Genomic DNA, 21446 nt, shown 5'->3' on the forward strand with positions numbered 1-21446 from the left:
GCTAGCTCCTGACCTCCAGTGCGTACGGCAGGCGGGCTGCCGGAGGGCGCTGCCCCCGTGGCCTCAGTCGGCGCCGCCGTGCCGCCTCGAGAAAGTGAGCCATTCGTTCATCCTTCGGGCACGCTCCTCGCAGTCGCCGCAGGGTCTGATGCCGAGCGATCGCGTGGCGCGCTTGACGAATTCGCCGAGACCGATGTCGTCTTCCTTCACGAAGCCGGGAAGACGCACCCGATGAGCCGGTGGTCGGTCCGTTCTCGACGGACGGGCCCGGTGTTCTTCATTCACGGCTCACCATCCATTTCCCACCGGGGGTCGGGAGCCCGTACGCGAGTGCCGACACATCTTGCTCCACCTTCCATGGTCCTCCTGTGCGGGCCGGGTCGCATGTCCGGCCGAGGCGTTGTCACGGTTAAGTGGCAGCGTCTAGTGCACCGTTCAACGGGGTGAGGACCGAGCAGCGCAGGATCCGTCTGCTGTCGACCTGCCGAGGTCTGCTCCCAGTGGATCGGATTCCCTGTCGGTGATGTACCGCCGGCCCCGCCTGTGCGCGGGGCCGACGATGCTGGGAGGCGCCCGGCCGGACCTCGTGCCAGCATGGGAGGAGCCGACGGATGTTCGGCCAGGGGGCGTGACCGATGTTCCACCCAGGGGGCATCATGACGGCCCAAGGCACCCCGGAAGCAGAGAGCGGTCCCCTCGCGGCCGACCCGCTCGCGTTCGTCAACGGACTGCACACGCATTGGGGTCGCCCCGGCGTGTCCGACACCGGACCGGGCGTCCACGTGGACTTGGTGCGGCCCCGCGACCTGGTCGCCCTGTCGGTGTTCGCGGCCGGCTGCCGACTGGTGACCGGGGGCGCAGGCGGCGGCCCGCCGAGACTGGAACCAATCCCTGGCCACCAAGGCAAACTCGTCGTCCGCTTCTGCTTCCAGCACCTCGGGGAGCGGGCCGTCTACGAAGGCCGCAGCACGCCCACCGCCCCGCCCCTCTACGTTCCCGACGCGGCCGGACAGTACACCGTCGCACCGCCCGCGGGGCCGGGCGAGGGCCCCCAGGCGCTCGTCACCCCGCCGGTCGCGGTCTGCCCCGCGCGCGCCAGCCGACTCGTGTTCGACATCCCGCCGGGTGATTCGATCGAGTTCTCGAGTGCAGGCATCCTGGCCGCGATGAGCCGGCTGCGGATGCGTGTCCCGCCCCTCGCCCTTCCCGGAGACGCACCGGCCGGTGGCGGCGCCCGTTCCGGGGCGCTCGAGCGGCCATCCGGCCCGGTCCTCTTCCTGCGCGACGGAGTCGTCGCCGACCTCACCCCGATGGGCGCCGTGGTGCGCGCAGCCTCGGGAGACGCGCCCACACAGGCACCAGAGCCGGCGAGCCTGGCCGACGTCGTCGCGCGGGCCCGTGAACTGCGCGCAGCCCGGTCCGAGTTCGCGCTGCGCACCCCGTCCAACCCGGATGACCTGCCGCTCCCCGACATCGTGACCCGGCCGACCTCCGTGACCATCGAGGGTGTGAGCGTGGAGATCCCGCCCCTCGTCGGCCGGCAGATCGCTGGCATTTCGCCGTCGCTGACTCACCTGAGCCGCTGCCCGGCAGCCGACGAAACGGCCGTCGAGGCACCGTTCCGGCTCGTCCTCTCGCCCAGCGACGAGGCGTCATGGGCCCACGCCGTTCACCCCGTCGCAGCCCTCGATGCGCCCGGCCACACCGAGCTCTGGCACAGCAGACTGGCCGTCCGCGCGGCGGGGCCCGACGGATCCGTCGTACCCGACGAGCACGACCTCCGGCGCCGGATCGTCCGCGCCGTGTGGGCACGGGACCGGGACTGGATGGCCAACGAGTGGAAGCGGCAGTCGTACCTGCCGGGGCACCCCACGAACGATCCGTTCCGCATGTCGCTCGACCGTGCGGACCGCCACATGCTGGTCCGTCAGAGCGCCGAGAGCTGGTTGCTCAGGAACGCGGCCACCGGGGCGTTGGCTGTGGTCGGCCCGCAGCCGGTGGCCGCGGACGCCCTGTGGCTGTCAGGGCTCGGAGCCTGGCTCGACCTGCACGGAGAGTGGGATGTACGTCCGTACAGCGCGGCCGGTGTCGAGGCGATCCTGGCCTGGGACCACGAAGCCCCTCTGGGCCGAGATCAGTACGTACGCGTGGTCTACCCCGGCTATCTGTACCCGTTCGGCCACCGGGCGGCGCTGGTCAAGGTCACCGAACGGCGCATGAAGTTCGGGCCGACCTCTGTCGCAGGGCTCTACCAGCGCAAGTTCCTGGTGATCGGTGAGCGCGTGCGCACCTATGCCGACAGGCACGACTTCCCCTTCCGGCGGGTGGAGATCCGTCCTTCGGTCACACCGCCCCTGGACGAGCCCAGCGGTTCGCCCCGCGACTCGCAGGACACGCTCTTCTGGCCCTCCGCCGCCGGTGAGCGTTTCCGGTTCGTTGTCGACGCGCTGGACCAGGACAGTCGGCCGGTCCGGCTGCACATGCCGCTGATGTGGGTGGCGGGGCACCACCGCCGCTACCCGGACATCGACGACGCGTACGACAACGACCCCCTCAGCGGGCGCCGGGTCGCGGCTCTCGGGCAGCAGATCGCCTACGGCCCCGTACGCTCCGGCGGTGACACGGCGCTGCCGACAGCGGCGGTGTGGCTGCGCGGCAGGGCCGCGCCGTGCGACTCGACCCCCCACCTGAGCGCGGCCGAGGTGTCCCTGCCCGCCGTCACCCATCTGTCGCCGCTGAGCGGACCGGTGCCCATCGCGTATCACGACCGGTACCGCGCCGTTGGGTTCACCGCGGCCGACACCGCCGAACTGTGGGCCCGAGTCCTGATCCAGGGAGAAGCACCCGGCGAACACTCCACCGACCCCGTGGCTCCGGCCGTTCCGGTGCTCCGCTTCCTGCCGGCCGGCTCCGCGCCGGCGAGCCCAGCCGGCGGGGGGCCGCCCGGAACGGGAGGGGCCGGAGGCATCGTCAACCCGGAACTCCCCATCCGCGGGCTCTCGCGCCGCACCGGCGCGGTGGGTGAGACGCAGACTCTGACCACGGCCGACGCCCCGCCCAAGGACTTCCTCAACGGTGCGGACCCCACGCTCCTCGGCCTCGTCAAGCTGTCCGACCTGGTCAAGGCCCTGGCTCCGGGCGCGGCCGGGGTTCCGGCTCTCGTCTCGCGCACGATGGACCGGGTCGAGGCGTTCCTGGCCGATCTGGACCGGCTGAGGGAGGCCGTCGGCCAGGCCGCGGCCGAGGCGCAGAAGCTCGTCGAGCGGGCGGCGGGTGGAACGCCTGAGGTCCTGGCAGCGGCTCAGCAGACCCTGGCGGAAGCCAAGACCGCGCAGAGCACCGTCGCCGCGAAACTGGCCAAGGTTCCCACGCTCATCGCGTCCCTCAAGAACAAGAAGCCCGAAGAGATCGCCCGCAAGATGGTCGAGCTGGGCCTCAAGGACGAGATCACGAAGCTCCGGACCCTCGCTCCCAAGCTGCCGCCGTTCATCCGGAAGATCCTCGAGGCCCTCGCCGACCTGCTGACGGACCTGGGTGACTTCATGGACCTCGCCGAGGACATCGGACGGTTCGCCGAGGGGTTCGCGCAGAGCAGCGCGGAGGTCCGGTTCCGCTACTCGTGGTCTCCGGTGCTGAACAAGGAGTGGCCCGCCACGGACCCCGTACTGCGGCTCGCTCCGGACAGCCTCCAGTTCGCGGTCGAGGGTCGGGCGAGCGGCAAGGGCCGCATGGGGATCCGGGCGCTGGCCGAGCTCCGCGACTTCAGCCTCGAACTGCCCCCCGGCGGGCCTCTGGTCCGGGCAGGGTTCGACCATGCCTGCTTCGCCGCCGGAAGCGGCGGCAAGGCGGAGATCGACGTGGTCTTCGGCAAGGTCGAGTTCCTCGGAGCTCTCTCCTTCGTCGAGGACGTCACGAGCATGATCCCGCTGGACGGTTTCGCCGACCCGCCGACCCTGGACGTGACGGCCGAAGGGCTGTCCGCCGGATACACCCTCGCCCTGCCGAACCTCGCACTTGGCGTCTTCACCCTGAGCAACGTGTCCCTGGGCGCCGACCTCCAGGTCCCGTTCTTCGGCAAGAGCGTCACGTACGGCTTCAACTTCTGCACCAGGGAGCACCCCTTCACGCTCGCCGTCGCCTTCATAGGCGGAGGCGGCTGGCTCGGGCTGCGGCTGTCCCCCGAAGGCCTGGACGTTCTCGAGCTCGGCCTGGAGGCGGGCGCGGTGCTCGCGGTCGACCTCGGTGTGGCCTCCGGGTCGGTCTCGGCCATGCTCGGCATCTACCTGCGTCTCGAAGGCGACACCGGTTCACTGACCGGCTACTTCCGCCTGCGTGGCGAGCTGGACGTCCTCGGACTGGTCTCGGCATCGGTCGAGCTGTACCTGGCGCTCACCTACAACTTCACCACCGGCAAGATGACGGGCGAGGCCATGGTCTCGGTCGAGGTGGACGTCGCCCTCTACACCGGCCGGGTCCGGATCAGGACCCGCCGCGAATTCTCCGGCCACCGCAAGGACCCCTCGTTCGCGGACATGATGGCCGTCACCGGCGGAACCTCCCCCGCGTGGGCGGAGTACTGCGGCGCCTACCGGAAGGAATGAGCGATGATCTCCGAGCACTGGATCTCCTTCGCTCTGCCGTACTCGGCAGCCGCCACCAGCCCGTTCCACGTCTCGCTCTTCATCACCCCGCGCCTCGAACCGGGCCATGAGGGCGCGGTCCTCTCGGAGTTCGCCGTCTTTCCCGACTGGGCGCAGACGGCCAGGACCACTCTGGACATCCAGCTCGAGGACCAGAACGGCCCGCTCGCCTGCACCCCGCTCCGCGCCCCCGTCGATCCGGCGGCCTGGCGAGCACTCTTCCCGCCCGACACCCCCGTACGGCAGCCCATGCAGCCCGGCTGGGCCGGGCGGCGGTGGCGGAGCTTCGACGCCCGGTATGTCCACGACGCCGCCAAGAGCCTCCACCTGGCCGCCATGCTCGCCTCCCCCACGGACCCGCCGCCCCCTGCCGGACACCCGGCGACGGCCGAAATCATGCGCCTGGCACGGGAATTCGAGGCGCTCGGCTCGGGAGAGGACGGCGACGCCCGCAGGAAGTACGACGAACGGCTCGTGACGGCCGCGCTCGACGAGGACACCGAGCGCCAACGGGATCTGAAGACACTCGAAGAGCACGTCGCACGGCTGGACGAGTGGCACCGCCTCGCGGCCGAACTCCACCGCTGCCGCCGCTACTACGAGCGCCCGGAGGGCCAGTACCCCTACCGCCGCCGGCCGGACCCGAATGCCCACACCCCGGAGATCGACACACCGCTGCCGGAGTTCCACGAACGCTGCGCCATGGTCGGCGACCACCCTGCGTTGCTGCGCGCGCTCGGCCTCGTCATCGACCTCGAGGTCGCCGAAGCCGAGCTGCCCCGGCTCCGCCAGGCGAAGTACCTGACGGCCCTGGTCGAGTCCACCAGGGGCACCAGGCACTGCCGTCCGACCCGGGTGAACTGCGCCCTCGGCGACCACGACGCCCTGCTCACCGTCCCTCAGCCCGGCGCATCCGACTGGCTCGCCGGCGGCCTGCGCGTGGGGAACCCGCAACTGTTCTCCGTACTGGACGTCGACGCCGACGGCAGTGCGCTCAAGACGGACCGCTTCCTGTGGACGCTGCCCCGGCTGCTGCGGATCGAGGGGGAGGCGGGCACGGTGAACGCGGCGCCGCCCGCGCTCAGAGCGGGAGGATTCACGGTCGTGCGGACCGGGTGGGCCCGCAACACGCAGGCACGGCTGAAGCGCCAACGCATCATCGAACAGTCGATCTACTGGTCAACTCCCACGCTGTACACCGAGGATGTGGCCCGGGGCCTGCGGGTCGAGGTGTGGGACGACACGGCCCGTCAGTGGACCTCGCTGCACCGCAGGGTCGTCGATGCGGAGGTGCCGGGGCACGGGTCCCTCCTCACCGGCTGGGAGGAGACGGCGTTCATCCAGGGGACCGCCGCCGACGAGACCCCGGGTGTGACCGATTCGCCGATCCACGTGCACGAGGCGGTGTTCGGCTGGGAGGGGTGGAGTCTGTCCGCTCCCAGACCCGGCCGGCTACTGGTCCGCGAAAACGGGCAGGAGGTGATCCGGGACCCGGACCCCCACCCTCCGGCCGCGGACCTCACCCACCCGCTGCTGATCACCACCAAGGTCGCGCCGGGCACCCTGCCTCGGCTGCGCTACGGCCGGAGCTATGCCTTCCGCGCCTGGGCCGTCGACCTCGCCGGGAACTCCCGGCCACCGCGGCCGGCCAGGAAACTCGCCAGCGGGCAGAGTGGCGGGCCGTCCCGGGAGGATCTGGTGCGCGCCCTCGACCGGTTTCTGGCCGGACCCGCCGGACCCGCCGGACCCGCCGGACCCGCCGGACCTGCCGGACCCGAAGGCTCCGACGACGAGGAGCGCGAGGACATGGCCGAGTTTCTCCGGGAGGCGACGTTGCGGGCACTGGCCGGCCGGGGAGCCGGCGAGCCCGAGTCCGGCCCCACACAGGTGGTCGTCCCCGAGGACGGCTTCCCGGAGTCCGGCTTCCCGGAGGCCGGGCCGGCCGAGGCAGGAACGGCGGACGCGGCACTGGCGGAACCGGGCCTCACCGAGGCCCTCCTCGCCCGACTCCGCGAGCGCCGTCCCCTCGGCGACCCGCCCGCCCCCGCGACCCGTACCGCACGTCACTCGGTGATCGAGGAAGCGATCGCTGTGGCGCTACGGGACGGCGGCCAGCCCTTCCTGGCCGCCGCCGGCTCCCGCTCCGCCGCCCAGCTGGCCGACATGGCGGGCGACATGCCGGCGGCCGAGCCGGGCATGCGGCCCGGCGAAGACCGGGCCACGGCGGCCGAGGAGGCGGCATGGACCGCCTACGAGACCATCACCGCCCTGTACCCGTTCCTGCGGTGGGACCCCGTGGCCGCCCCCGCCCCCGTCCCGCGCGATCGCTACACCGAGGGCGAGTCGCTGCGCGTGCTCGTCGTGCGCTCCGGCGTGAGCCAGGACCCCGACACGCTCGCAATCACCGTCACCGGCCCCGCCGCGTACGCCTCGTCCGTAGAGGCCACCCATCCCGCGCTGAACCTGCGCTACCACGGCACCTCCGAGCGGCACCTCGCCCCGCCCAAGACCAGCCAGACGCAGGCCGAACTGCACGGGATGTTCGACCGGGCGATCGGGTCCACCGACCCCGCCGACCTCCGCGCGATGCTGGGCCAGGCCCTGCGCGAGAACGGCTCCTTCCTCGACCTCGACGTCGCCGACCTCGACCACCCCTCGCAGCGCCTGCCGCAGCCCGCCGTCCGGCTGGAGCACCAGCGGGGCACCCCCGACGGGAACGCCGCGTTGCCGTTGGCCGCCCCCGGCGACCCGCTGCCGTCCGGGCACTACGTGGTGCACGACGTCGACGACCTGGTCCTGCCGTACCTGCCCGATCCGCTGGCCCGCGGCATCGCGGTCGTCTTCCCCGACGCGGGCACGGACACCGGGATCGGCTTCCCGTTCCGGAGCGAGGGATTCACCGCCGCCTACGGCGGTACGTGGCCCGCCCTCCAGCCCTTCCGGCTGGTCCTCGGCGGCGGAGCCGAGCTCGCCGCCTCGGTCACCGGCCGGGTACTGGACTTCCGGCTGCCCGCCGGCGACGTACAGCGCTTCCGGCTGTCCAGCTCGGTCGCGGCCGACCGGCTGGAACTGCTAGGGCCCTGGAGCGGCCTGCCGGACGCCGTCCGCAACAACCCGGCCGTCGCCGAGGCGGCGGCCGACGGCTGTCTCTGGGCCCTGACCCCGTTCGAGGACGTCCTCCTCGTCCATGCCGTACCGCGGCCCCTCGAAGTACCGCGGCCCACCATCGTGCGGCCCGCCCGCCGCGTCGGGGAGACCTCGGTCACGCTCGTCGGCGGCGTGGACGTCCACGGGCCGAGCACCGACAGCCTGACCGCGGAGGCTTACTGGACCGACCCGACGGACGACCTGTCGATGCCGCAGGGCGAAGAGCGGCAGGCCACGGCGGTGGCGTTCACGACCCACATCGCCCCCGACGAGGACCTCGCCCTGCTGGCCGCCGGCGACGGACCCGCCAATCCCTCTCCGCCACCCCCGCTTCGCCCGCACCGGGCCGTCCACGAGTTCGGCGACACCCGTCACCGCGATGTCACCTACCGGTTCCGTGCCACGACCCGGTTCCGTGAGTACTTCCACGAGGAGCTGCTCGCCGCGGACCCCGAGCTCCCGCCTGTCGACAGCACCCGTGCCCACGACGACGGGCGCAGCGTCGTCGGACCGTCGGTCGTGGTGTCCGTACCCTCCAGTGCGCCGCCTGCCGCCCCGATGGTGCACTCGGTCATCCCGCTGTTCCGCTGGTCGGACGGGACGGACACCGAACAGCCCATGGCCCGGCGCCACGGCCGCCGGGCCGGGGTGCGCGTCTATCTGGAGCGCCCCTGGTGGAGCAGTGGTGAAGGAGAGCTGCTGGGAGTGCTCCTGTCCGGCGCGAGCGCGGAGGACGAGTTCTCCTTCGTTTCGCGCTGGGGCGCGGATCCGGCCTGGACGGGTGGCACGATCGCCCGCCGCGCCCTCGAACCGCTGCGCCTCGACAACCTCGCGCGGTACTTCGGCCTCGACGACCGCAGCCGGCCCGGCCGCCCCGTCACCGCTCCGAAGCTGCTGCCGCTCCCCGACTCCTCCTCTCGCCCTCCGTCCGTGGTCGTCGTGGGCTACCGGCCGCAGTACAACGCCGAGCGGCAGCTCTGGTACGTCGACGTGGCCCTCGATCCCGGCTCCGTCTCCTGGGCGTTCGTACGCCTGGCCGTGGCCCGGTACCAGCCGGACAGCGTCACAGGCTGCCACTTGTCGCCGCCGGTGCTCTGCGACTTCGTCCAACTGCCTCCCGAGCGCACCCTGCGGGTCGGGCGGACGGACGACCGGCACGTCCGGGTCGTGGTCAGCGGCCCGGTGGGCACCCGAGAACCGCTCGACGGCGAGGCGACCCCGGAGAGCCAGGCAGAGGCGATCGCGAAGAACCGCACCCTGATCGCCCGGCTCCAGCGCAAGGTGGCAGGGATCGACTCCGACCTCGGATGGGCCACGGTGACCATCAAGGCCCTGACCGGCCGTGGCTTCGGCGTCGACCCGTTCGAGTACGTCTGGCTCGCCGAACTCGACGCCGGCACCACGGTCCCGCTGCGCCGCCCCGAGGAACCCTCCGACTGGCGCCTGACGGTCGAGGAATGGGAACTGCTCCCCGGAGACCCCCCAGCCCCCGCCGACCCGTCCGGCCCGGCTTCCCGGAACCGGCCGGTCTGGGAGGAACGCCTGGTCTACGCGGACGAGATCGCGCTCTGAACCACATGCCGTCGTGGAGTAGGTTCCGGTCCAGGTAGCGATTATCTTGCTGACTTCCTGGGATTCGTAACGCCCTGACCTGTGGAAATGCTCCGAGAGTCAATGGTTCTGGAACTGGATCGGCCGGTCCCAAGGAAGGGTGCGCTGAACTGGGCTGATGGCGTCTAGGGTACGCCTCGTGTGATGGCTGTCATTGTGCTCAGACCCAGGTCCTTGTTTCCTGTTGACAACCCGATGCACCAAACCTCCCGTGTCGGACCGCCGCGCCCGTGCTGCGGCAGCAGGTGCTGGCCCTCTACAAGCACGAGTTCTTCTTCGAGCGGATCGTCGACGCGGGAGCGGAGCCGCGGGAGGCGTGCTCCCGGTAGGCGAGGCACTCCCTCCTCGTGCGGGCGGCGGCACCGAGGAGGGACAGGGCAGGGCAGGGTCAGGCTCCGGCCTTGCGCTTGTTGTAGACGTCGAAGCCGACGGCCGCCAGCAGTACCAGGCCCTTGATCACCTGCTGGTAGTCGGTACCCACGCCGACCAGCGACATGCCGTTGTTCAGTACGCCCAGCACCAGACCGCCCGTGAGCGCGCCGATGACGGTTCCCACACCGCCGCTCGCGGAGGCGCCGCCGATGAAGGCGGCGGCGATCGCCTCCAGCTCGAAGTTGATGCCTGCCTGCGGCGTACCCGCGTTGAGTCGCGCGGCGAAGACCATCCCGGCCAGGGCCGCGAGGACGCCCATGTTCACGAAGGCCAGGAAGACGACCCGCTTGCTCTTCACCCCGGACAGCCTCGCCGCCGCCTCGTTTCCGCCGATGGCGTAGGTGTGGCGGCCGAGGATCGAGTTGCGCATCACGTATCCGAAGCCGACCAGCAGGACGCCGAGGATCAGCAGGACGATCGGCACCCCGTGGTAGCTGGCCAGCAGCAGCGTGAAGGCCACCACGGCCACGGTGATCGCGCCGAGCTTCACCAGGAACAGCCCGGCCGGGAGTGGTTCCAGCCCGTACGAGGCGGCCCGCCGCCGTCCGCGTACCTCCTGCAGGATCGCGACGGCCAGCACCACGAGGCCCAGCAGCAGGGTGAGGTTGTGGTAGTTGGTGTGGGGGCCGACCGCGGGAAGGAAGCCGCTGCTGATGTTCTGGAAGCCCTTGGGGAACGGCGCCACCGACTGGCCCTGCAGGAGGATCTGGGTCCCACCGCGGAACAGCAGCATGCCGGCCAGCGTGACGATGAACGAGGGGATCCCGAGATAGGCGATCCAGAAGCCCTGCCAGGCTCCGGCGAGAGCCCCGATCAGGAGCGCGGCCACCAGCGCCACGGGCCACGGTGCGTGGTGTTTGACCATCATCACCGCGGCGGCCGCCCCGACGAAGGCGGCGAGCGACCCGACCGACAGGTCGATGTGCCCGGCGATGATGACGATCATCATGCCGATGGCCAGGATGAGGATGTAGCCGTTCTGCTGGATCAGGTTGGTGATGTTGAGCGGCTGGAGCAGGATGCCGTCCGTCCAGAACTGGAACAGCAGCACGATCAGCGCCAGCGCGAGCAGCATCCCGTACTGGCGCAGGTTGCCGCGCAGCGCTCGGGCCAGTACGGCACCGGCTGACGGTTGTTGGCCGCTCTGCGGTGCGCGGGGCGTGGTGTCTGGGGTGGTCTTGGTCTGGGCCATGCCTCACACCTGCTTGTCGAGGTATGCCGCGCTCATGGTCATGAGCCGCATGAGGGATTCCTGGGTGGCGTGCGCGCGGTCCACCTCACCGGTGATCCGGCCTTCGGCCATGGTGTAGATCCGGTCGCACAGGCCCAGGAGTTCGGGGAGTTCGGAGGAGATGACGAGTACAGTCTTGCCCTGGGCGGCGAGTTCGGCGATGACGGTGTAGATCTCCGCCTTGGCGCCGATGTCGATGCCCCGGGTGGGCTCGTCGAGGATCAGGACTTCCGGCTCGGCGAAGATCCATTTGCTGAGGACGACCTTCTGCTGGTTGCCGCCGCTGAGCTTGCCGGTCTCCGCGAACACCGAGGGGGCCTTGATGTTCATGGTCCGCCGGAACGATTCGGCGATCCGGGCCTCCTCGTGCCGGTCGACCCAGCCCCGCCGGGCGACCTTGCCGAGGGCGCTCAGCGAGATGTTCCGGCTGATGTCGTCGTTGAGGTTGAGGCCCAGCTGCTTGCGGTCCTCGGTCACGTACGCGATGCCGTGCCCGATCGCCTCCGGCACCGTCCGGGTTCGGATCTCCCGGCCGTCCAGCCGCACCCGGCCGCCGGTCCACCGCCCGTACGAGCGGCCGAAGACGCTCATGGCCAGTTCGGTGCGGCCGGCGCCCATGAGGCCGGCGATGCCGACGATCTCGCCTCGACGGACGTTGAGCGAGACGCCGTCGACCACCTTGCGCCGGTGGTCGATCGGGTGCTGGACGCTCCAGTCCTCGATCTCGAAGGCGACCTCGCCGATCTCGGGGGCGCGCTCGGGGTAGCGGTGTTCCAGGTCGCGGCCGACCATGCCGCGGATGATCCGCTCCTCGGAGATGCCCTCGGGGCCGATCGCGATGGTCTCGATGGTCCGTCCGTCGCGCAGGATGGTGACGGCATCGGCGACCCGGGCGATCTCGTTCAGTTTGTGCGAGATGAGGACGCAGGAGATGCCCTGTGCCTTGAGTTCGAGGATCAGGTCGAGCAGCTTGCGGCTGTCCTCGTCGTTCAGGGCTGCCGTCGGCTCGTCCAGGATGAGCAGCTTCACCTTCTTGGCGAGCGCCTTGGCGATCTCGACCAACTGCTGTTTGCCCACGCCGAGATCGGCGATCCTGGTGTGCGGGCTCTCGTCGAGTCCGACCTGCCGGATCAGTGCGGCGGCGTGGGTCAGCGTCTTGTGCCAGCTGATGACGCCCCGGGTGGCGTGCTCGTTGCCGAGGAAGATGTTCTCGGCGATGGACAGGTAGGGCACCAGCGCGAGTTCCTGGTGGATGATCACGATGCCGCGCTGCTCGCTGGCCCGGATGTCCCGGAACCGGCAGGGCTCGCCCTCGAAGTAGATCTCGCCCTCGTAGCCACCGTGGGGGTAGACCCCGCTGAGCACCTTCATCAGCGTGGACTTGCCGGCGCCGTTCTCGCCGCAGATGGCGTGCACCTCACCGGCGGCGACGGTCAGGTTGACCTCGGAGAGGGCCTTGACACCGGGAAAGGTCTTGCTGATCGACCGCATCTCGAGAACGGGTCGGGCCATGGTTGTGCATCCGTATCGTCGGGGCGGTGCGACGCGGGGCGGTCTCCCCGGCGTCGCACCGCCAATTCGTCGTCGCCGGACCCGTCGGTCGGGCTCCGCGGGCTACTTCAGCTGGTCCGCGGTGTACTGGCCGCTGTCCACCAGGACCTTCTGGTAGTTCTCCTTGTCGACGCTGACCGGCTGGAGCAGCTGCGCCGGCACGACTTTGACGCCGTTGTTGTACTGGCTGGTGTCGTTGACCTCGGGCTTGCCGCCGGTCAGGAGCGCGTCGCCCATCTGGACGGCGGCCTTGGCCAGTTGACGGGTGTCCTTGTAGACGGTCTGGGTCTGCTCGCCCGCGATGATCGACTTCACCGAGGCCAGCTCGCCGTCCTGGCCCGTGACGACGGGCAGCGGCTGGCCGGCGCCGTAGCCGACGCCCTTGAGGGAGGAGATGATGCCGATCGAGATGCCGTCGTACGGCGAGAGCACGGCGTCGACGCGGGCGGCGGTGTACGACTTGCTCAGCAGGTTGTCCATCCGGGACTGGGCGAGACCGCCGTCCCAGCGCAGTGTGGCGATCTGGTTGAAGGAGGTCTGGCCGCTCTGCACGACCAGCTTCTTGTCGTCGACGTACGGCTTGAGGACGCTCATCGCACCGTTGAAGAAGAACGTGGCGTTGTTGTCGTCCGGCGAGCCGGCGAAAAGCTCGAGGTTGAAGGGCCCCTTGCCGTCCTTGAGGCCGAGCTTGTCGACGATGTAACTGCCCTGGAGGACGCCGACCTTGTAGTTGTCGAAGGTCGCGTAGTAGTCGACGTTCTTCGTGCCGCGGATCAGCCGGTCGTAGGAGATGACGGGGACGTGGGCGTCGGCGGCCTTCTGTAGCACGTTGGTGAGCGAGGAACCGTCGATGGCGGCGATCACCAGCAGCTTGGCGCCCTTTGTGATCATGTTCTCCACCTGGGAGACCTGGTTCTCCACGACGTTGTCGCCGTACTGGAGATCGGTCTTGTAACCCTTGGCCTGGAACTCCTTGACCATGTTGGTGCCGTCGTTGATCCAGCGCTCCGACGACTTGGTCGGCATCGCGATGCCGACGAGGCCGCCTTTGGCCTCCCCGCCACCCCCACCCTCGCCTGCTCCGTTGGCGCTCTGGCCGCAGGCTGCCAGCGACAGCGTCAGGCCCAGGGTGGCAAGGCCGGCTGAAAGCTTCCGCACAGTTCCTCCAGTGATGTTCCGCGACCGGCACGGTGCGACCCGGTTGGGAGAAGCCGGAAGCGGTCGAGCGGGGCCGGCCGGGAGCCGTTTCCTCGCACTGTGTGAAGTCCGGGCTCGCGGCGGCTCCGGCCTGGCGATACCTGAGTGTTAACGCTCACAAGTGGTCCGTCAAGGGTCTGTTCGGATCGCTGTCGGGGCATTCGTCCGGCGTGCGGGAGCGGATGCGCGCGGAAGTTCCGGGAGCTGGACCACCGGCCCGACCCCGCTGCCCGTGTTCTGGTCACCCGCAGCCCGCACACCCTCGGCGATGTCGGCCTCGACTCGACCCCGCCGTTCGACCAGGGCCTGGAAGGCGTCGACGTGATCGCGTACCGGATCTCCGCCGTCAGTGCGGCGGCCCGGCGCGCCAGTTCTGTGCCCCACGCCGCGGTCGGTTCCAGCAGTCGGCCGAGGGGTCCCGTGGCGTCGCGACTCGGTCGCTTGTGAGACGACGTCGGCTGCGGGAACGGTGTAACGACGAGCCGGCGGAGCAAATCGTGCCCGAGCTGTCCCGCCGCGTCATGCGCGAGGAGACGGATTCTTGCTGACCGCCTACCGGACCCCGGCCGCGATCCGCCGCATGGGTGTCAGGCGGCTGGAGGCACGGCTCCGTAACCGTGAGGTCGGCGGGGCGGCGGCGCTCGCAGCCCGGGCCGTGGAAGCTGTCCAGAGCCAGATGACCGCCCTGCGAGGCGAAGGGCTGGGTACCGAGCTCGTCGTCCGCTCGGCAGCCGCCCGCAGCGACGAAGTGGCCGAACTCGACGGCCGACTCGAAACCCGGTTCCGCCGGCGCCAGGGCGCCGAGGTCGTCCTCGCGACGCCCGGCATGGGACGCACTCTTGGAGCGGAGTTCGTCGCCGCGACCGGCGGTGAATGCACCGTCTTCGCCGGCCCCGACCGCCTGACCGCGTTCGCCCGCCTGGCACCCGCCCCCGGGACTCCGGGACGGTCAGCGGGAACCTGCGCGGACGCCGCCGCTACCACCGCGGCCTCGAGCGGGACCTCTACCTCTCCGCGCAGGTCAGCGTATTCCTCTGCCCGGTCTCCCAGGCGTAATGCGACCGGAAGGGGAAGGAAGGCAAAGGACACGGCGAGCAGTTCTCACCCTCGCTCGGCGCCGCGGCAATGTCCTCCGGGTCATGATCCGCGACCACGCGCCCTTCCAGGCCGCCGCAGTCCGAGGCAGAGCCGTTTGGCTTCAGGTGGGCAGTGCGGTCCCGTTACGGGTCGAGGTCGATCTGCTGGGGCTCGACTTCATCAGCTCCCCTTGCGGTTGACCGTCCTGATGTTGTTTCAGTGCTCCGACGGATTCTTGCAGAAGATCTTGACAGTCGCCCAGGCCCCTGGTCTCCTGCCTCCAGCGCCCATGTGTGAGCTGCGAATTGTTAGCGCTAACAATTCTCCGGCGTCCCCCATCACCCTCAGAGGCCACACCTTGTCGCCGCTCCGCCGCTCCGCCGCTGCGACGCGCCGTGCGGCGGGATCCGCAGGTGCCGAGGGCGGGTCGCCCCCGCCCAAACCGTGTGACAGCTCATCCGGTTACAAAGGAGATCTCAAATGCGCAGACGCAGTTCCAGCAGCCGCCGTCTGTCCGCGGTGCTCGCCGCCGCGGTCGCGGCCCTGGCCGCGTTGGCGGCACTGCTCGTCGCCGGCCCGGCTCAGGCGGCCACCACCAGCGACTTGCGCGGTGTTGCTTCCGGCCGCTGTCTCGATGTGTCGGGCTTCAGCCAGTCCGACGGCGCAAACGTGCACATCTGGGACTGTCACGGTGGAGTCAACCAGCAGTGGACGTTGACGGACAGCAGCCAGCTGACCGTGTACGGCAACAAGTGCCTGGATGTCCGGGGCGGCGCCACCACGTCCGGGACCCCGGTGCAGATCTGGACGTGCAACGGCAGTGAGAACCAGCAGTGGCGGGTGAACTCCGACGGCACGATCGTCGGCGTTCGGTCCGGGCTGTGTCTGGAGGTCTCGGGCTGGGGCACGGCCAACGGCACGGGGGTGCAGACCTGGTCGTGCCACGGTGGCAGCAACCAGAAGTGGACCGGCCTGTCCGGGGTGAGCAACGCGTGTGCTCTTCCGTCGGCCTACCGGTGGACCTCGACGGGTCCGCTGGCGCAGCCGGCGAACGGGCAGCTGGCGCTGAAGGACTTCTCCACCACCACGTACAACGGCAAGCACCTGGTCTACGCGACCACCTCCAACGGAACGGCGTGGGGCTCGACGGCGTTCAGCCCCTTCACGAACTGGTCGGACATGGGGGCGGCCACCCAGACCCGGATGAACGAACCCGCGGTGGCTCCCGAACTGTTCTACTTCGCGCCCAAGGACGTCTGGGTGATGGTGTCCCAGTGGAGTCAGTGGCCGCTCTACTACCGCACCTCCAGCGACCCCACCAACCCCAACGGCTGGTCGGCCGCGCAGCCGCTGTTCACCGGCAGCCTGCCCGCGGGACCCGGGGACCGGAGGGACGCCCCGATCGACCCGACCATGATCGCCGATGACCGGAACATGTACCTGTTCTTCGCCGCCGACAACGGCAAGATCTACCGGGCGAGCATGCCGATCGGGAACTTCCCGGGCAACTTCGGCTCCTCGTACACGACGGTCATGAGCGACGCGACGGACCTTCTGTTCGAGGCGCCGGAGGTCTACAAGGTTCAGGGCCGGAACCAGTACCTCATGATCGTTGAGGCGCAGGGTTCGAACCGCTACTTCCGCTCGTTCACCGCCTCCAGCCTGAACGGTCCGTGGACCGTCCAGGCCGGCAGCGAGAGCAGCCCCTTCGCGGGTCAGGCCAACAGCGGTTCCACCTGGGCCAGGGGCGTCAGCCACGGTGACCTGGTCCGCAACAACCCCGACCAGACCATGACCATCGATCCCTGCAACCTGCAGTTCCTCTATCAGGGCCTCCCCACCACCACACCGGAGAACACCGACTACCTGAAGCTGCCCTACCGGCCGGGACTGCTCACCCTGCAGCGCTGACCCGCCTGAACCACAGCGCTCGCGATGTGGTGCGCTCCGCCGACGTGCAGCCGAGAGGTTCATGGTGTGGGCAGTTCCACCTGCTGACCCGTGCTCACCGCACCGAGGAACCCCGGTCGCGCATCGGCTGGGGTTCCTCACCCTGTACCGGCGGCCAAGGCGCCCCGGAGCCGGGCCGTGGAACGCCACGGCCCGGCTCCGGGGCGCTGCGGCTCAGCGGGCGCCGAGGAGGTGTTCGAGGGCGAGCTGGTCCAGCTGCTCGAAGGCCATGCCGCGGCGGGCGGCGGCGTCGACGTCGAACTCGCCGAAGGCGGACGGGTCGGCCAGCAGACCGGCCAGGCCGTCCGCGGCGGTCGGCAGGGCCAGTTCGGGCAGCCGGGAGGCGGCGAGCGCGGCCCCGACCTCCGGATCGGACCGGAAGGCGCGGGCGCGCTCCGCCAGGATCAGGTAGTTGCGCATGCAGCCGGCCGCCGAAGCCCAGACGCCGGCGGAGTCCTCGGTGCGCGGCGGCTTGAAGTCGAAGTGACGGGGGCCGTCGTAGCCGGCCGACTCCAGCAGGTCGACCAGCCAGAAGGCCTGGCGCAGGTCGCCCGCACCGAAGCGCAGATCCTGGTCGTACTTGATGCCCGTCTGGCCGTTGAGGTCGATGTGGAACAACTTGTTGTGCCACAGGGCCTGGGCGATGCCGTGCGGGAAGTTCAGCCCGGCCATCTGCTCGTGGCCGACCTCCGGGTTGAGGCCGACCCGCTCGGGCCGCTCCAGCTCGTTGATGAACGCCAGGGCGTGGCCGATGGTGGGCAGCAGGATGTCGCCGCGCGGCTCGTTGGGCTTGGGTTCGATCGCGAAGCGCAGGTCGTATCCCTGGTTCTCGACGTACTCGCCCAGCAGGTCGAAGGCCTCCTTCAGCCGGTCGAGGGCGGAGCGCACGTCCTTGGCCGCGCCCGACTCGGCGCCTTCGCGGCCGCCCCAGGCGACGTAGACCGAGGCGCCGAGTTCCACGGCCAGGTCGATGTTGCGGATCGTCTTGCGGAGCGCGTACCGGCGCACGTCCCGGTCGTTCGCGGTGAAGGCGCCGTCCTTGAACACCGGGTGGGTGAAGAGGTTGGTGGTGGCCATCGGAACCTTCAGCCCGGCCGTGTCGAGTGCGGTGCGGAAGCGCTTGACCGCCTGCTCGCGGGCGGCCTCGCCGGCGCCGAAGGGGATCAAGTCGTCGTCGTGGAACGTGACGCCGTAGGCGCCGAGCCCGGCCAGCCGCTCCACGCTCTCGACGGGGTCGAGGGCGGGTCGGGTGGCGTCGCCGAAGGGGTCCCGGCCCTGCCAGCCGACGGTCCACAGGCCGAAGGTGAACCTGTGCGCGGGGGTGGGGACGAGCGGGTCGCTGGTCATGAGGCGCTCCGGATCTGGGCCGAGGGCTATTTGTAATGGCGAAAAACAAATTAGTATGCGGACACGCCAGAAGGAACCCCACCGGAGGAACGCATGTCTGCTCAGCGTGTCGTGATCGGTGTCGACAGCTCGACCCAGGCCACCAAGGCCCTCGCCGTCGACCTGGACACCGGTGCCGTCCTGGGCGAGGGCCGCGCCGCTCACGCCGTCAGCGCGGGCGCCGGACGCGAGAGCGACCCCGAACAGTGGTGGCGGGCGCTCGGCGAGGCCGTGGCGGGCACCGGCTGGGCGGATCGCGCCGCCGCCTGCTCGATCGCCGGCCAGCAGCACGGCCTGGTCACCCTCGACGCGGCCGGACGGCCGGTGCGCCCGGCGCTGCTCTGGAACGACGTCCGCTCCGCCCCGCAGGCCGCCGAACTCGCAGCCGCGTTCGGGGCGGCAGAGCTCGCCCGCCGCACCGGAAGCGTCCCCACGGCCGCCTTCACGGCCGCCAAGTGGGCCTGGCTGCACACGAACGAGCGCGCCGCCGCTGACCGCGTCGCGGCCGTCCGGCTTCCCCACGACTTCCTGACGGAGCGGCTGACCGGTGAAGCGGTGACGGACCGCGGAGACGCGTCGGGGACCGGCTGGTGGGGGCCGGACGGCTACGACCAGGACGTCCTCGGCAGGATCGGCCTCGACCCCGGGCTGCTGCCGCAGGTCCTGGCGCCGGGAGCCCGGGCGGGAGTCGTCCGGGCCGGGATGCCGCTGCGCGAGGGCGCCCTGGTGGCGACCGGGACCGGTGACAACATGGCCGCCGCCCTCGGGCTGGGCCTGCGCCCCGGGCGTCCGGTGCTGAGCCTCGGTACCTCCGGCACCGTCTACGCAGTAGGCCGGACCCGCCCCGCCGACCCGGGCGGAACCGTCGCCGGCTTCGCCGATGCCCTCGGCGGCTGGCTGCCGCTCGCCTGCACGCTCAACTGCACCCTCGCCGTCGACCGCTTCGCCGCTCTCGTAGGCCGCGACCGCGAGGACGTCGAGGGAGGCGGCACGGCGGTGGTGCTTCCCTACCTGGACGGCGAGCGCACTCCGGACCTCCCGCAGGCTTCCGGCCTGGTCCACGGCCTGCGCCACGACACGACGCCGGGCCAGCTGCTCCAGGCCGCCTACGACGGCGCCGCCCACGCCCTGCTCGCGGCCCTCGACGACGTGCTGCGCGCCGGAGGCGAGAACCCCGCCCCCGGCGAACCACTCCTGCTGATCGGCGGCGGAGCCCGCGGCAGGGCCTGGCAGAGGACCGTCCTGCGACTGTCCGGACGAGCGGTCCAGGTGCCCGAGGCCCGGGAACTGGTCGCGCTCGGGGCCGCCGCCCAGGCCGCCGCCCTGCTCACCGGTGAGCCTGCCGATGCCGTCGCCCGGCGCTGGCGGACCACCGAGGGCCGGGTACTGGAGCCCGTACCCCGTGACGACGACGCGCTCGAACGGATCACCAGTACGCTGCGGCGGGCGCGGGCCTTGCAGGAGGTCCCGCCGGGAGAGCGATAGGAGGGTCGGGCCGATGACGGGGACCGGCAGGGGGAGTGGGGGCGCGGAGGCCGCGCCCGCCTCGCAGCAGGGGATGCGCCGGCGGAACCTCGCGGTGGTGATCGGCGTGGTCGCCGCGCACGGACCGCTCTCCCGGGCGGACGTGGCCGGGCACACGGGCCTGACCAGGCCGGCCGTCTCCTCCATGGCCGACGAGCTCATCGGTCGAGGAGCGCTGACCGAGACGGAGACCGCGCCCAGCGGACGGGTCGGCCGCCCCGGACGGGCGCTGGCCCTGAACGATCGGGGTCCCGCGGGCCTCGGCCTGGAGATCGGCGTCACCCATCTCGCCGCGTGCGTCGTGGACCTGCGCGGTGAACCCCGGGTCTGGCGTCGCGTGGAGCGGGCCAACGCGGGCCGACCGGCCGGAGAGGTGCTGGCGGAGGCCGCCGCGCTGGGCGCCGAGGCGGAGTCCGAGGCCGCGGCCCTCGGCCTGCGCGTCGAGGGCCGCGTCCTGGCCGTGCCGGGGGTGGTGCCGAACGAGCCGGGCGGACTGGTCGCGAACGCTCCCAACCTCGGCTGGCAAGCCGTCCGCCCCGCCGACCACTGGCCCGACCCCGACACCGCGCCCGAGCCGGAGAACGAAGCCAACCTCGGGGCGCTGGCCGAGCAGTGGCACCGGGGCAACCCCGCCGAGACGTTCGTACACGTCTCCGCCGAGGCCGGAATCGGTGCCGCACTGATCATCGGCGGGCAGCTGTTCCGGGGCGCCCGCGGCTTCGCGGGCGAACTCGGCCACCTGCCCGTCCACCCGGAGGGCGCCCCTTGCGCCTGCGGGGCACGCGGCTGCCTGGAGCAGTACGCGGGTGAAGCGGCCGTGCTGCGCGAGGCCGGGCTGGGCCCCGTCGGCGACCCGGTGGCCCTGCTCGCCGAGCGGGCGGCCGCCGGGGACGCCACGACCCTGCGCGCCCTGGACCGCGCAGGACGGGCCATGGGCCTCGCCCTGACCTCGACGGTGAACCTGATCGACCCGGACGGTCTCGTTCTGGGCGGCGCCTACGCCGAACTCGCCGACTGGCTCCTCCCGTCGGTCCGCGCCGAACTGGCCGCCCGGGTTACCGTCCGGCCCTGGAACCCGGAGGCGGTGCGCCCCTCCGTTCTGGGGCGCCGCGGACCGGTGCTGGGCGCAGCGTGGTCGACCGTCCGGCAGATCATCGCCGATCCCGCCCGCCTGCCCATCCGCTGACCGGTGCTGTGACCGGGAAGGCTCACCGCGCCAGGGCGCAGAACCCGTTCACCGCGGATCGGTGCGCGGTCGTGGGCTACGCGCCGCCAGGAGCGTGCAGCTCTCCCGTCCGGGCAACACGGGCGTACCAGTGCGCGCTCGATTTGGGTGTGCGCTTCAAGGTGTCGTAGTCGACGTGGATGGCGCCGAACCGTTTGGCGTAGCCGTAGGCCCACTCGAAGTTGTCGAGCAGCGACCAGAGGAAGTAGCCGCGGACGTCCACCCCGTCGGTGATCGCCCGGTGCACGGCGTCGAGGTGGGCGTGGATGTAGGCGGCGCGCTGCGGATCGTGCACCGTGCCGTCCGGACCGACCTCGTCCTCGTACGCCGCTCCGTTCTCGCTGATGACGAGCGGCAGTCCGGGGTACCGGGCGGCGGTGCGGGTCAGCAGGTCGTACAGGGCGCTCGGGTCCACCGGCCAGCCCATCGCCGTACGTTCGCCCGGCGCCTGGTGGAAGGCGACCTCGTCCGCGCC

Annotated in this window: 10 protein-coding genes and 1 pseudogene; 6 read left to right on the forward strand and 5 right to left on the reverse strand. The window is 71.0% G+C overall.

Going from position 1 to position 21446, the window contains the following annotated elements:
- Positions 1-656 precede the first annotated feature (656 nt).
- On the forward strand, positions 657-4601 hold the full coding sequence (locus ACFYM0_RS36760) for a hypothetical protein (protein ID WP_388509731.1): 3945 nt from the start codon (positions 657-659) through the stop codon (positions 4599-4601).
- A gap of 3 nt (positions 4602-4604) precedes the next feature.
- Positions 4605-9359 (forward strand): hypothetical protein, encoded by a 4755-nt coding sequence (locus tag ACFYM0_RS36765; RefSeq protein ID WP_388509734.1) that lies wholly within the window; start codon positions 4605-4607, stop codon positions 9357-9359.
- A gap of 427 nt (positions 9360-9786) precedes the next feature.
- Here the strand turns inward: ACFYM0_RS36765 and mmsB are convergent, their stop codons facing one another.
- The 3 genes from mmsB to chvE all read right to left on the reverse strand — a co-directional run bounded on the left by mmsB (position 9787) and on the right by chvE (position 13770).
- On the reverse strand, positions 9787-11022 hold the full coding sequence (gene mmsB, locus ACFYM0_RS36770) for a multiple monosaccharide ABC transporter permease (RefSeq protein WP_388509735.1): 1236 nt from the start codon (positions 11020-11022) through the stop codon (positions 9787-9789).
- 3 nt (positions 11023-11025) lie between these two features.
- The gene (gene mmsA / locus ACFYM0_RS36775) at positions 11026-12573 is read right to left on the reverse strand and encodes a multiple monosaccharide ABC transporter ATP-binding protein (protein WP_388509738.1); all 1548 of its coding nucleotides are present in this window, start codon (positions 12571-12573) and stop codon (positions 11026-11028) included.
- Positions 12574-12675: 102 nt separating this feature from the next.
- Positions 12676-13770 (reverse strand): multiple monosaccharide ABC transporter substrate-binding protein, encoded by a 1095-nt coding sequence (gene chvE, locus ACFYM0_RS36780; protein WP_388509741.1) that lies wholly within the window; start codon positions 13768-13770, stop codon positions 12676-12678.
- Between the two features lie 715 nt (positions 13771-14485).
- Here chvE and ACFYM0_RS36785 point away from each other — a divergent pair.
- Positions 14486-14752 (forward strand): annotated as a pseudogene (locus ACFYM0_RS36785) (transposase); the annotation flags it as partial.
- A gap of 614 nt (positions 14753-15366) precedes the next feature.
- Positions 15367-16797, forward strand: a complete 1431-nt coding sequence (locus ACFYM0_RS36790) for a non-reducing end alpha-L-arabinofuranosidase family hydrolase (protein ID WP_388509744.1) — start codon at positions 15367-15369, stop codon at positions 16795-16797.
- A gap of 213 nt (positions 16798-17010) precedes the next feature.
- On the opposite strand, the gene xylA is transcribed toward ACFYM0_RS36790, so the two are convergent.
- Entirely contained in the window at positions 17011-18183 is a 1173-nt protein-coding gene (gene xylA, locus ACFYM0_RS36795; protein ID WP_388509747.1) for a xylose isomerase, read from the reverse strand.
- A gap of 93 nt (positions 18184-18276) precedes the next feature.
- Between xylA and xylB the strand changes: the two genes are divergently transcribed.
- Both xylB and ACFYM0_RS36805 read left to right on the forward strand, forming a co-directional pair.
- Entirely contained in the window at positions 18277-19707 is a 1431-nt protein-coding gene (xylB, locus tag ACFYM0_RS36800) for a xylulokinase (protein ID WP_388509750.1), read from the forward strand.
- A 13-nt stretch (positions 19708-19720) separates the two neighbouring features.
- The gene (locus tag ACFYM0_RS36805) at positions 19721-20932 is read left to right on the forward strand and encodes an ROK family protein (RefSeq protein WP_388509753.1); all 1212 of its coding nucleotides are present in this window, start codon (positions 19721-19723) and stop codon (positions 20930-20932) included.
- Between the two features lie 76 nt (positions 20933-21008).
- Here the strand turns inward: ACFYM0_RS36805 and ACFYM0_RS36810 are convergent.
- On the reverse strand, positions 21009-21446 hold a 438-nt coding region (locus ACFYM0_RS36810), incomplete at its 5' end, for a family 1 glycosylhydrolase (protein WP_388509756.1).

The sequence above is a fragment of the Streptomyces sp. NPDC006487 genome (genome assembly GCF_042870555.1).
In the GTDB taxonomy this organism is placed as follows: Bacteria; Actinomycetota; Actinomycetes; order Streptomycetales; family Streptomycetaceae; genus Streptomyces.

Bases quoted from the DNA above. Each gene is read 5' to 3' on its own strand.
- ACFYM0_RS36760 (WP_388509731.1), top strand. From the start codon at position 657: ATGACGGCCCAAGGCACCCCGGAAGCAGAGAGCGGTCCCCTCGCGGCC.
- xylA (WP_388509747.1), bottom strand. From the start codon at position 18,183: ATGACCAGCGACCCGCTCGTCCCCACCCCCGCGCACAGGTTCACCTTC.
- ACFYM0_RS36790 (WP_388509744.1), top strand. From the start codon at position 15,367: ATGCGCAGACGCAGTTCCAGCAGCCGCCGTCTGTCCGCGGTGCTCGCC.
- mmsA (WP_388509738.1), bottom strand. From the start codon at position 12,573: ATGGCCCGACCCGTTCTCGAGATGCGGTCGATCAGCAAGACCTTTCCC.
- ACFYM0_RS36765 (WP_388509734.1), top strand. From the start codon at position 4,605: ATGATCTCCGAGCACTGGATCTCCTTCGCTCTGCCGTACTCGGCAGCC.
- mmsB (WP_388509735.1), bottom strand. From the start codon at position 11,022: ATGGCCCAGACCAAGACCACCCCAGACACCACGCCCCGCGCACCGCAG.
- ACFYM0_RS36805 (WP_388509753.1), top strand. From the start codon at position 19,721: ATGACGGGGACCGGCAGGGGGAGTGGGGGCGCGGAGGCCGCGCCCGCC.
- xylB (WP_388509750.1), top strand. From the start codon at position 18,277: ATGTCTGCTCAGCGTGTCGTGATCGGTGTCGACAGCTCGACCCAGGCC.